Raw genomic sequence first — 13,122 nt, 5'->3', positions numbered from 1 at the left:
ATGTCACTGTCGGAACCGACTCGGGAGATGTTTGCCGAGCATCTGCGGTATTCAAATCCGTTCGACGAGAACCGCGTCACGCAGACTGATTCCCTCAGCAACGACGTTCCACAAATCCATGCCGAGGCCTTCTCACAACTGACACTGCGCGCCGAGAAGACGGCTCAGAGTGATGAGATGGGCTGTGGTGTCGTCGTAACGGGCCCTCCCGGGGTGGGGAAAAGTCACCTGCTGGCACGCTTTGGAGACTGGGCACGACGCGAAAAATACCCGTTTGTCTACCTGCTGAATCTTCAGTCCGGTCCCCAGGACATTCTGCGCACGATCCTCAGGACGTCGATCAGCATTCTCACCAAAGGCCTGGCCAAGGCCCCTGCACAAACTCGATTGTATCGGCTGGTGAGCGTCGCCCTGAATCAGGCTCTGGCCGCGAAAGGGATCACTCAGTCGGTCGAACTACCGACAGCCAGGCAGGCCTATCTGTCGCTGCTCAGCCATCTGGATGCCGACCCCGCCATCTATCGCGTCCTTTGGATTTTCTTCGACGATGTAATCCATCAGGCCAACGGACATCCCTCGAATGGACGAGCAGAACTGGCGAAACGCTGGCTTTCGGGGGGCTATCTTGACCCCGTCGAGGCCAGCCAACTGGAACTGACCGTTTCCAGCGTTTCAGAAGAAGGCTGCTCTCTCAACCTCGAGCAGATGAAGCAGGTGCTGAAAGTCTTGTGTCAGTTCGCCGGATTTCGACGTCGGTCATTTATCCTCTGCTTTGACCAGGTCGACACACTCAGCGAAGAACAGGTCCAAAGCTGGTCTGCCACCACGCACGCTCTCCTTGATACGTGTCCCCGCCTGCTGGTGGTCACCAGCGGCGTTGACGATACGTTTATCCGCTGGACCCGTCATCAACTGATGCCTCAGTCCAGCTGGGACCGTATTCGCCAGTTCACGATCAGTCTGTCGGGCATCGACGCCAACGCGGCGAAATCCATGGTCAAAGACCGTCTGGATGGAGCTCTTCGTCCTTTCGACGCCCTACCCGAAGTCTCGGAACTCCGTTCGCGCGATCCCCTGTTTCCTCTCTGTGAAGCGTGGGCAGTGCGTCATTTGAGCGATGAATCAGGTCAGAACAAGACTGACCTGCGTCCCCGACAGATCATTAACCAGGCCGGCAGCGCCTGGGATCACGAGGCCGCTGCGGTGCAGACTACGGGCTTTGCTGACTGGCTGCAGTCATGGTCCAAGCCCGGACAAACGCATGAAACCGCGCCCTCGGTCAGCGACGTGGATCTGTCGGATTTGTCGGGGCTGATCGACCAACGCATTGCGGCAAAAATTGAAGAGCATCGTCACTCGCGTCTATTGCGACCGGAAGAACTTCCGGTCGATGCGGGCAACGTGCTGGGACTGCTCAAATCGATCCTGGCGGCCTGTGAAACGCTGGATCCAGCCACACGGCTGAAGTTCTATCCCCATTTCGGAGGCTTGATTCCCGATGCCGTGAAAAACCGATCGAAGCCCGCATTCCACCTGATGGCGCAAACGTCATTCGATTCCTCCGATGCCCCACCGACGACAATCGGAGTGGCGATTGCCGAAGCTTCCAGCGGGCTTGCGGCCACGAATCAACTCAAGCGGATTCTCGCCGCACTGGAAGGGCCCAATTCTCCCGATCGCGCCATTCTCATTGTGGACGGTCGGGAACCATTGCAACTGGCAGAGGCCGGACGGTCTCAACTGAATCAACTGCAACAGAACGAGCATCGCTTCACTCTGCAGACACTCGATTTTGCTCAATATGCCACTCTCGATGCTTGCGAGGCAGTCGTCGGACTGGCGCGGGCGGGCGATCTGGAGGTGGTTCTCCCAACAGGAGAAAGCCGACTGATCACGGAAGCCGAAGTCTACGATTCCCACCACCGCCATCAGCGGTATCTTTCGCTTCCCGTCATCTGCCAATTGCTCGGGACCTGTCTGGACAAGCCGGGGGTGCCAGCATCACCGATGAATCTGCAGCAGTTGGAACAAGCCGTGTGCAGACAATTGGAAATGTCTCCCGGCCTCACGACGATCCAGCTCGGAAAGTGGTGGATCGACCAATACGAACCGGATGCAGATGAGCAACGGCGGGAACTGATCCATGAAGGATTCAAGGAAGTTGTGCTGAAGCTTCACGACGAAGACAAACTGCACGCGACGGCGATCAATGACTACTACCAGATCTACCCGACATCCAGGCGGGCGGATCCGACAACCTGATCCCTCAGGAACGTGCAGTGTGTCGTGCCGGTCCACCCCGGTTTCCGCATTGATGCGGTCGCCGGGACGAGCACGTCGCCAGAAGTTTTTCCAGAATCACGCTCCGCGATCGCATTTTCGCATTCGCAACAACGTCGCTTTTCCAGGTCATGCGAACGGCGTCACCCCATTCAGAGCGTGACGACGTTTCCTGTGGCTTCAATCTTCCTGGCTGAGGGTTTGGAACTCTTCCAGTTTTGCTTCCCAGAGCTTCTGAAGTTCTGAAAGCTTCTCGGGAAACTGCATTGCCAGATTCCGGGTTTCGCTTCGATCTGCTTTCAGGTCAAACAGTTCCCAGGCTCCCTCCACCCCCCAGGAGACGATTTTCCAGTCACCTACGCGGACGGCCCGATTTCCCTCATGGAACCACCACAGATACTCGTGTGGAACGGTCACATCCTGTGCGAATGCCGGAATGAGACTTGTCCCTGGCGGTGCTGGAACAGGCTTCCCGTTCCACGTTTCCGGCCGCTTTGCTCCCGTCACTTCGAGCACGGTCGGAACGAGATCCACGAGGTGCGCCGGAGTGTGGCGAAGAGTCCCCTTTTCGGTGATTCCCTCAGGCCAGTGAACAATTAACGGGCTTGAGATCCCCCCTTCGTGCACCCAGGATTTGTGCATGCGGAACGGAGAATTGGACATTGTGGACCAGCCGGGTCCCAGTCCCAGATACGACCGACCGGATCCCAGTGGAGCTTTCGGATCGTGGCCGTCGCCGCGAATAATCTGCTCTGCGCTCGCTCCGTTGTCGGAGACGAACATGATCAGTGTATTGTCGAGAACCTTCATCTCCCTCAGTTGATCGATAACGCGGCCAATCTCGCGGTCCATTCGATCAACCATCGCCGCATGGATGGCCATCTTTTCGGCCTGGAACAGACGCTGCTCTTCCGTCAAATCGTTCCAGGCCACAGCGCGACCAATTTCACCGGGGCCCACTTTCTCATGAAGGACTGCTTCGGTCGGATTCCAGCGAGGTGCCGAATTTTCCAGCCGGGGAGCCAGATCGCAGTTGATCAGCCCCAGCTCTCGCTGGCGGGCAAATCGTTCCGATCGCAAGACGTCCCAACCGGCCAGATACCGATTGCGATACCGGGCGATGTCCTCGGGCAGTGCATGCAGCGGAAAGTGGGGCGCCGTGAAGCACAGATACTGAAAGAACGGTTGATCGCTGAACTGCCGGGCGTGTTCCTTCAGGACCTTGATCGAATGGTCGGCGATGGCGTTGGTCAGGTAGAACCCGGAATCGCGGGGGACGGCGGGCAGACGTTGATCATCCTCCGTGTGATTCTGCGGATAGAAATATCGGTCATGGTCTTCGATCGTATAGGCATGGTCGAAGCCATTCTTCATCGGCGAGCCATCGATGTGCCATTTGCCCGAATGGTAGCTTCGATAGCCCTGCTCCCTCAGCATGGTCGGAAGAAGTTGCGCCCAACCGGGCCGAATCCCGCGGCCTCCGGCACTGGGGACCTTCGGCATCGAATCGCGACGTACCTGTTGCGCGTAATAGCCGGTAAGAATCGCCGCCCGCGAAGACCAGCATCGCCCCGTGCTGTAACACTGCGAAAACTTGAGCCCATTCGCTGCGAGCCGATCAAGCTGCGGGGTCTCGATCTCACCTCCATAGCATCCCAGGTCCGAGTAACCCAGATCATCCGCCACGATGATGAGCACGTTGGGCCGTTTGCCTTCGGCGGCAGACAAACTGCCTGCTGCCAGACACAAAACCGCAACCAGATACCCCAGCCAGCGCTTGATCACCTCTCCTCGAGGGACCTCCGTACCCGAGAGATGCGGTGCAGACCGTAATGAGACTCTCACTGATGACTCCTCAGTTGGGAATTTCCTGCTTGCTGTTTTCAATCGATTAATGTGCATCCGGTGCGATGAATCGCCGTTGTGCACGAACGCCGAATTGACCGACGCCGCTCACCAAGACGAGCGCTGTGCCACGACGGGCGACCATCGCGACAGGTGACCATATCGCATGGCCCGCGTGAAACTCAACCAGTACCCACCGGGTTATGAGACTCTGAAGGTTGGCTGCTCGATGGAGTCTCGTTGGCCCAGACACTGATCCTCTGGCTAGACGAGCACAATTCCCCACCTGCGCCGGATCCGTTGCCGAATCACTTCGAGTGGGGGGAACTGAGAACGACAAACAAATAGCGAAGTTCATCCTCGATATCGGCTTTCGTCGCGACAGTCTGGGCGATCTCATCCCGCAGCAGAGCCCGATAACGTTTACGCAGTCGATGTGCGGCAACACGCGCGGCCGCTTCTGTCGTGTTGAGTTCCGCAGCCACGTCCGCGTAACGGATCGAGTCCTGATCGACTGTCAGAAACGGCTGCAGAGTTTCGAACAGGGCCTGTTTCTGTGCCCCGCGGTACTCATCCCGCAGACGATCAAGAACTCGCTCAAGCAAGGCCAGCGCCCATTGCCGCTCGAACAACCGCTCAGGAGTGATCTCGTGCGATGGCTCCGTCAAAAAACGGGACTCGCCCGATTCCCAATCGAACGGCAGGAGATCGAGCGACACGCCTCGTCGACCTCCTCCTCGCTTCACGGCATTTTGCTGGTCCCAGTGGTTGCAGAGAAAGTGTTCGACCGCTGCCAGCAGGAACGCCCGGAATCGCCCTTTGGCAGGGTCGATGTTCTTGAGAAAGTCCTGTTCGAGCAGTTTCGCGAAGAATTCCTGAGTCAGGTCCTGAGCCTCATGCCTGTCCCGGCAACGCCGACGCAGCAGCGCATACAACGGATACCAGTAAGCCCGGCACAGATCTGCCAGCGCCGTTCGCGCGTCTGCCGTCGGGCGATCCTTGGCAGACAAGACCAGACTCCACCGCGTGGTCGCAAACCGCGCCGACTGTCCCATTGCAAACGAAGAATGACGAGACATGGTGTTTCCACTGCTTCGGTCGATCGATCATGAGCATAACATACCCACGCGAATGAGACATTCGAATGATATTTTGCCAGGGATCACTGCAAGATCACGATTAAAGACGCAAACTCTGGTGTGCGCGATCGCGGAACGCAACTCCGCCATCGGGGGATGATCGGTGGAAGAAAGCCACCGCGATGGAAGAATACCTCCCGAATTCGACACCGATGGCAGGATTCTTTGTAACGTTTTGTTGAAGATCCTTCTTAATACAGAAGAGACTCATTTCTTCTGTATCTCACCCACAGGTCTTGCCATGAGCGAATCCGAAAAATGCCCTCGTTGTGGAAACGAGTTACCTGCCAACTTTCAGTCGGGAGTCTGCCCGGCCTGTCTGTTGCAGCAGGGTCTCTCACCCAGCACCTTCATGAGCGGTGCGGCATCAGACAGCTCTCGCTCTCATTCCGGAAATCGCCGCAGCTGGATTCCCCCCACCCCGGCAGAACTGGCCCCCCGGTTTCCCCAGCTCGAAATTCTGGAACTCCTGGGTCAAGGTGGCATGGGTGCAGTCTACAAGGTCCGGCAACGGGACCTGGACCGCCGGGCCGCGCTCAAAATCCTGCCCGAAGAAGTGGCGCAGGACCCCAATTTTGCCGAACGATTTCAGCGTGAAGCGCGGGCACTGGCCCTGCTGGGCCATCAGCATATTGTCATCGTCTACGAGTTTGGACAGCGGGATGGTGTTTATTTCCTGCTGATGGAATATGTCGATGGCGTCACTCTCAGACAGGCCTTGCGAGCTGGCCAGATCACGTCAGCCGACGCGTTGGGTATCGTGACGCAGATCTGTGACGCGTTACAGTTCGCCCACGAAGAAGGGGTCGTGCATCGGGACATTAAGCCCGAGAACATTCTGATCGACAAACGGGGTCGCGTGAAAATCGCCGACTTTGGTCTGGCAAAACTGCTGGGAGGTCCTGCTGACGTCCCCATGCTGACGGGCACGCACCAGGTGATGGGGACGCCGATGTATATGGCTCCGGAACAGATGGAGGGGACTCGCAGCGTCGATCATCGCGCCGACATCTTTTCGCTGGGAGTTGTTTTCTACGAACTCCTGACGGGCGAACTCCCGCTCGGTCGTTTCGCCCCTCCGTCACAGAAATATCAGCTCGACGTTCGCCTGGATGAAGTTGTTCTGAGAACGCTCGAGAAAGAGCCGAACCGCCGCTATCAGCAGGCAAGCGAAGTCAAATGCGACGTCGAATCGATCCGTTCCCCTGTCATCTCCCCTCAGGAGAAGCAAAAGATGAGTTGGGCTCAAAAACGTTTCTGGCTCAGCCTTGCGATTCTCGGGGGATTGCTCGCGATCGCTCTGTTCAAAATGATACCTCCGTTTCCTGTCACAAATTATGCGAAGCTTCAGAAGACGATTAATGAACTTCAGAATGAAAAGAACAATCTGAGTCTCCAGCTACTGCGTATGAGCACGATTTCTCCCCCGGCTCTTCAGCAAAATCCTGATGGGCAACCCGCATCGGACGACCAATCCATAAGTGACGACCCCAATGAAGCTCTTGCCATCGTTCAATTCTCCGATGAGAAACCTCGATTAAACCCGAATTTTGCAACAGAAGTCCTCACGTCGGAGCATCGGCAGAGTGTCAACGAAATCCTGAGCAAGGTACACGACCGTTATCTTGCCTTGGAAAAGACCCATACGAAGTTTGAAAGACGAAAAGATCAAACGGTTCTCGCTGAAATTGCGCCGTTCCCCGACGAAGTCGCTGAACTCGAGAATGAACTCTGGACCGCGCTCGACTCGCAACTTTCCCGGCCCCAACAGAAATTCCTCCGAAACACCTTGCCGCTCTATTCCGAACTCACCCAGCCTCCACCGCTCATTGACTCGAGCAGTCAACGTGCGTCAGAAGCGGCGATGGAAATGATGGCGTCAGGAGGCATGGGAATGGGTATGGGTGCAATGATGGGAGGAGCATCGAATATGCCGCCAGCAATGCCGGGGGGAATGAGTCCCATGGGTGGAGAGCAACGACATGAATTCGGCCTCTACGCACGTTATCCGCAGCTTTTAGGCTGGAAAGCCAGCATTCTGCCACTTCGAATCACTATGGGTCGTCGCGGCAAATGGTTCCGCTGGTCCATTGAGAATGACAAGTTCTCAGAGAAATTCTCAGACGGGACAGTTCGCGATCAATATCAGCAATTGGACTCAGGCGAAGCCCCTGATTTGCCCACCGGACTACGACGATTCTGGAAGTTCCAGACACTGGAAGCCCCCGTACTTCGCGAAGAGTCAAAGTTCGAAGAAATACCAACTGTTGAGCCCCCCGCAACTCCCTCAGAGCCATCGGCGCCAGAGATTCCCACAAATCCAGCGGAGCCTGTCACGAATGGTACCTCTGAAGATTAAAGCCGGAAACACGACAAAACTTCGGAACCGGAGAAAAGTCTTTCTCGAAGAGCCATTCCCGCTGTTGGCGGACCTGCTCGGGATTCAGTCATCCGTCATTCGTGACAAAAGTGGGACAGGGCTATACCAGACGTGCCACAATCATCGTTCGGTCGTCGTCAGCGGGCCGGCCATTGGCAAATCGTTCAACGGACCTGAGCACAGAATTCAGCAGCGCGTTGGCCAGTAACGAACATTTCTCCAACTCGTGATCGAGCCGTTCCGTGCCGAAGAACTTACCGTCGGTGCTTTGCGCTTCGGTGATGCCATCCGTATAAAAAATGATCTGGTCCCCCTGCTGCAGTTGAAGCTCTGCTTCTTCGTAGTGAGTTTCTTTCACGATACCCAAGGGCAGTCCGCGGGCCTGATCAAGCGACAGCAGCGAGCCATCCTGACAGCGTTTCAGCCTCGGTGGATTATGACCGGCACATGCGTACGTGATCACTCGCCGCGCCGGGTCATAGATGCAGTAAAACCCCGTCACAAATCGCGACGACGTCCCGATGTAACGGGAACAAAGGTGGCAGTTCAGGTATTCCAGCAACTTCCCGGGTGGCAATGGGGGACCTGGATGGGTGTGAGCAATGCAATGAGTCACCGCCATCAGCACTGCCGCCGGGGTTCCATGGCCGCTGACATCAGCAATGAAAATCCCCCACTTCCCATCCGGCATGGGGAAGAAGTCGTAATAGTCCCCCCCGGCTCGCTGCGCCGGCTGGTAATAGCAGGCGATATCCAGTGTCGGGATGGAAGGGAGCGACGAGGGCAACAGCGAGCGCTGGATATCCCCGACCGCTTTCATCTCGCGGTCCAGCACCTGATAGGCCTGTCGAAGCTCTTCCTTCAGCACCAGGTTGCTGGTCGCCCGGCCGAACAGATTACTGCGCCAGACGAGATCAGGGATCTGCTCTTCTTCAAACCCATTCGGCTCCTGCTGGAGCATGATCACCATGTTCATCGCCACCCCCTGATCATACATGGGAACGGCGAGTAACGATCGATAACCCTGGAGAAGCTCGTACGCCGGCTCAGCTGGGTCGAGCTGCAGATCATTGATGAGGACCGGCTGGTCGCCATGAATCAGTCGTCCCAGCAGGCCCCCCTTCAGCAGCGGAAGCCGATCCGGCTCTTTCCACGGATTGATTTCCTGAGACCACGACGTGTTGCGGGTGACACGGTACCAGGGTGCTTCAAGGCCACGCCGGCTGATCGAGATACGACAGTCGACCGAGAGCAACTGCTGAATCTTCTCGCCGTACGACTTAACCATCGCCTGAGGATCCGTGTGCTGACTCATGTCACGCATCATATCCACGATCACATCAAGCCGTCCCTGCCACGTGGTCGGCTCATTCACTCGGCTTTGCGTCGTCATCGTCATCATTCCTGACTCGAACTGGATCGGAACGTCTGAGATTCTCACAGAATTCGCGCCGGTTGAAAACTTGACCACAACCGCATCCATAAAGATTGATGCGGGATCCCTTCTCCCAAGGGGGATTTCCGACAGGACCGGCTACTGGAACAGACTTCATGTCAGGCAATACCGAATGGACCAGCGGTTCTCTGAGACGGGGCGTTTGCACTACCTCGCGAATGTGACACGGAAGGAACTGCAAACGGCGTCGGCAGATTGTGCGAGAGAGAACTACTGAGAGGAGTTTGTAATCACAAGCCCCGGCGTTTCTGGAAGGGCGCACGACGAACGTTCATCACCTTGCGTGACGTCCTTTGCGGAGGTTCGAGACGATTTCCCTGACACGCAGGGAAATTCATGCAGCCCCCGTTTGCAACAGCGTTGCCATACTTAAGCGGTGCCGCAGGAGTTTTTTCACCCGCGACTAGACCACTGCTTTTTTGGCCAGGGCCACAGCTTCAGCACACAGGGCGATGGCTTTCGCTTCGTCGGGAGCTTCGGCAATCACCCGAATGATCGGTTCAGTGTTGCTGGCGCGGACCTGGACCCAGCGGTCAGGCCAGTCCAGACGCAAGCCGTCCCCTTCCGTCGCGGTGGCGGACGAATAAGCGTGGCGCAGGGCGGCACAGGCTTGCTCGACCCGTTCACGCGGGCAATGCAGTTTATCCTTGACGATCGTGTACTTGGGCAACGTCTCGATCCATGCGTTCAGGGTGGTCCCGCGAGCAACCAGTGCGTCCAGCACGTACGCCATACTGACGAAACTGTCGCGCACGAACCCCACCTGGGGTTCGATCACCCCCCCATTCCCTTCACCGCCGATCAGCGCTCCGACTTCACGCATCTTCGCCACGACGTTGGCTTCCCCCACGTGGGACCGATAGAAGGGGCAGCCGTACTTCTCGGCGATATCCGCCGTCACGCGACTGGTAGAACCATTGACGACCACTGGCCCTTTCTTGCGGGAGAGGACGTGATCGACCGCCAGCCCCAGCGTCAGTTCTTCACCGATGTAGCGTCCCTTGTTGTCGACAATCGCCAGGCGGTCTGCATCGGGGTCCTGAGCGAATCCGACGTCGGCCCCGTGTGCAACCACGGCAGACATCAAGGTCGAGAGATTCTCTTTGAGTGGTTCGGCGGGATGTGCGAATTGCCCGTCTGCGACCCCACCCATCACGATGACTTCACAACCGAGCTCACGCAATAACTGAGGGCCCAGCAAACTGCCGGAACCATGGTTGCAATCGAGCACGACCTTGAACTTGCGAGACTTCACGGCAGGGACGTCGATCAGTTCGAAGACACGTCTCTGGTGCTCACCCGTCGGATCAGCAAAGAACTCCACGGATCCCAACCGGGACCACGGCCGATAGTCCGGTGACCCATTGATCACGCTCAGCAGTCGCTCACCCGTGCTTTTGTCGAAGACACTTCCCTCTGGTGAAAAGGGTTTGAGACCATTCCATTCGATCGGGTTGTGACTGGCAGTGAGTTGCAGTCCTCCGGCCGCCTTCAAAGCGGTCACCATCACTCCGCACGTCGGGGTTGAGGCGATTCCCAGATCCAGCACACGGCATCCGGTCGACAACAACCCCGCCAGCACGGCGTGCCGCAGCATTTCACCCGTCGAACGACCGTCACGAGAGAGAACCACGGTCCCTCCGTTGACGATCGTTCCGAGTGACGCAGCAAAGCGAGTCACGTATTCTGGGTCGAGCCCATCACCGATGACACCGCGTAAACCCGAGATACTCAGAATCCGTTCTGGCATTTCTCTTCCTTGAATCACCGGTGGAAAAAACGACCTATCGATACATGCTACCGCCAAAAATCCGTGCTAATCCATAGTACAGTCGCGCCTTGCGCTGACAGGCACGAGGGCGATCGGAACAGGCACAGGCGGCGGTCATGTTTGCGAGGAACTGCCGATCACATTCCGCACGAGGAATCCCGCTGCCGGTGTAACACGCGTCATGGGCGGCACATGCCGGGCGGAAATCGGCACCGTGGAACCCCTGAGGAATCAATCGGTTCCCGCCAAACGAATTCCCGGGACCGCAGGGACGCCACGGAGGACACTCGGCCTGTGCAGTGGAACTGATCGGCATACTCGCACAAGCGAAAACAATCGCCATCAAGAAAGTTCGCATTTGACTTAACCTCAAAATCGCAGCCTGAAACCCACAGAGCCGGACTTAGATCCTGCCCCCGGAGGAAAAGCCTCCTGTCAAGGAATGTTGGCGACTCAAAAGAGGAAACACAAGTTGAGTTGAGTTTTCCTATAAAACAAAATAGCCATCACAGAATAAATAGGTTGACTTCGATCGACGATACCTTCTTTTTCGGATCGACAGTCGCAAATACCTCTCTCCGATGAACTTGCTGCCCGAGAGGGCAAAAACGACCGAAACGAAAAGAACAGGAGGGGAATCACGCTTCCTGCTCGATTGCGACGTCTGGTGGACTGTAGAACGCCGCGACGGGTAACATCAGAGCGGCCGCCATGCCGAACAGCGACGCGTAGGGAAGCATCAGCGTATCCACCAGCAGGACTCGGCCTGCAAAGCAAACAGCACCCGCGGAAGCGATACCAATCCAGTTGATCAAATTGTTGGCCCCGATGATCCGCCCCTTCTGCTCCACGGGTGCCGAGGCCTGCAGGAAGACCTGTAGCGGGACACTGTAGAAGCCGGCAAACAAGCCCACACAGATCAGCGCAACCACACTTCCATAAGGTCCCAGCAGCGTCCCACGGTAGAACCGCTCGGCAGGGCTGAGTCGTTGATCGCGGGCAGCGCGCTCAGCGGTCTTGTCCGCGACCTCACCTGTCGCTGCCACCTGCACCTGCTGATCCCGTTCAGTCTCAGAAATAGTCGTAGTCTTCTCCGCGCCAACTCCGGCAGTCCCTTCGACTGCTGGGGTTCCGGCCGAATTCACAGCGACTGCGGTTGGGTTGGCAGGAACGGACACGCCCGCGACGGACTTCAACTCGCGAATTTCGTCACGAACTTTGTCCCAGCCCGGGCCGGGCAAGGCGAGAGCGAGAAGGCTGAGCGTCAGTCCCCACGCTCCCATCCTCACAATCCAGCCGCGGACTCGATTTTTCGAAAGAATCCCCGCCACGACGCAGCCAAGCGCGATTCCCACCCCCGTACTGGCGGCCATCATGCCGGTGATCAAATCATCCAGATGAAACTGCTCCTTCGCCAATGCATTGATCGCTGGCGGATAGACAGTCCCCCCGACGAACCAGAACGCCGATGACATCAAGAGCACCCAAAGCAAGCTGGGTGAATTTCGGAGAAGCTGGCGAGTCTGAGATGCGATCAGCAGTGAAGAGGCGTCGAACTTCAGATTGGGTTGTGCGACCGGCGTAGGCCGGATCGCCAGCGAGGTCACCAGCCCCAATAAAGCGATCACCAGGCAGGGGAGGCTCGCCAGCCAGAGTGTGGAATTAAAAAAGTACTTTGCCATGCCGGCCGCTGTCAGACCGAAAATAATGGCCAGGAACGTCGCCATCAACATCATCCCGTTGGCTCGCGGCAAGTCCTGATCGCGCAACATTTCGGGCAGGATGCCGTACTTGGAAGGGCCGAAAAAGGCACTATGAGCCCCCATCAGGCAAAGGACCGCCAACAGGAACGGAAGACTATGCAGCAGGAACCCGATCATCCCCAGGATCACAATCAGCACTTCGGCCATTTTGCACAGAACGATAATGGTCCGCTTGCTGAATCGGTCTGACAGAAATCCCGCAAAGCCAGAAATTCCGATGAACGGAATGGAAAACAGGACGAGTCCTAATCCCTGGAGGTCCCGTCCCCCCTGACTCGCCTGATCGAGACAGTCGAGCATGACAAGTTGCTTAAACAGGTTATCGTTAAAAGCACCAAAGAACTGGGTCAGATTCAGCCCCCAGAAGCTACGGTCCTGAAACAGTGGCGGGCGAATAAGGGTCGCTTCCTGGGTCATGCTGGGCAGGCTTTCTCACAAAACAAAGATCGAAGGCGATCCAAGATCAACGCTGCCGGATTCTTGCAGGA

8 protein-coding genes are annotated in these 13,122 nt (G+C 57.0%); 2 read left to right on the top strand and 6 right to left on the bottom strand.

Annotated features, from left to right (window positions below):
• Positions 1–2,262, top strand: a complete 2,262-nt coding sequence (locus ACGY09_RS18870) for an ATP-binding protein (protein WP_397568961.1) — start codon at positions 1–3, stop codon at positions 2,260–2,262.
• Between the two features lie 198 nt (positions 2,263–2,460).
• Here the strand turns inward: ACGY09_RS18870 and ACGY09_RS18865 are convergent, their stop codons facing one another.
• Both ACGY09_RS18865 and ACGY09_RS18860 read right to left on the bottom strand, forming a co-directional pair.
• Positions 2,461–4,125 (bottom strand): arylsulfatase, encoded by a 1,665-nt coding sequence (locus ACGY09_RS18865; RefSeq protein ID WP_397568960.1) that lies wholly within the window; start codon positions 4,123–4,125, stop codon positions 2,461–2,463.
• 308 nt (positions 4,126–4,433) lie between these two features.
• On the bottom strand, positions 4,434–5,204 hold the full coding sequence (locus tag ACGY09_RS18860; RefSeq protein ID WP_397568959.1) for an RNA polymerase sigma factor: 771 nt from the start codon (positions 5,202–5,204) through the stop codon (positions 4,434–4,436).
• A gap of 301 nt (positions 5,205–5,505) precedes the next feature.
• Here ACGY09_RS18860 and ACGY09_RS18855 point away from each other — a divergent pair, with 301 nt between their 5' ends.
• Complete coding sequence (locus tag ACGY09_RS18855) at positions 5,506–7,623, top strand: serine/threonine-protein kinase (protein ID WP_397568958.1); 2,118 nt, start codon at positions 5,506–5,508, stop codon at positions 7,621–7,623.
• 121 nt (positions 7,624–7,744) lie between these two features.
• On the opposite strand, the gene ACGY09_RS18850 is transcribed toward ACGY09_RS18855, so the two are convergent.
• From ACGY09_RS18850 to ACGY09_RS18835, 4 genes are all read right to left on the bottom strand, one after another.
• The gene (locus tag ACGY09_RS18850) at positions 7,745–9,037 is read right to left on the bottom strand and encodes a PP2C family protein-serine/threonine phosphatase (RefSeq protein WP_397568957.1); all 1,293 of its coding nucleotides are present in this window, start codon (positions 9,035–9,037) and stop codon (positions 7,745–7,747) included.
• Positions 9,038–9,503: 466 nt separating this feature from the next.
• On the bottom strand, positions 9,504–10,850 hold the full coding sequence (glmM, locus tag ACGY09_RS18845) for a phosphoglucosamine mutase (protein ID WP_397568956.1): 1,347 nt from the start codon (positions 10,848–10,850) through the stop codon (positions 9,504–9,506).
• Between the two features lie 34 nt (positions 10,851–10,884).
• Positions 10,885–11,229, bottom strand: coding sequence for a hypothetical protein (locus ACGY09_RS18840; RefSeq protein WP_397568955.1), 345 nt, complete (start codon positions 11,227–11,229; stop codon positions 10,885–10,887).
• Between the two features lie 280 nt (positions 11,230–11,509).
• The gene (locus tag ACGY09_RS18835) at positions 11,510–13,051 is read right to left on the bottom strand and encodes an MFS transporter (protein ID WP_397568954.1); all 1,542 of its coding nucleotides are present in this window, start codon (positions 13,049–13,051) and stop codon (positions 11,510–11,512) included.
• Positions 13,052–13,122 lie beyond the last annotated feature (71 nt).

It is taken from the genome of Schlesneria sphaerica (genome assembly GCF_044336245.1).
GTDB lineage: Bacteria > Planctomycetota > Planctomycetia > Planctomycetales > Planctomycetaceae > Schlesneria > Schlesneria sphaerica.
Note: the sequence above shows the minus strand (reverse complement) of the source record. Positions and strands in the feature narration are given on the sequence as shown.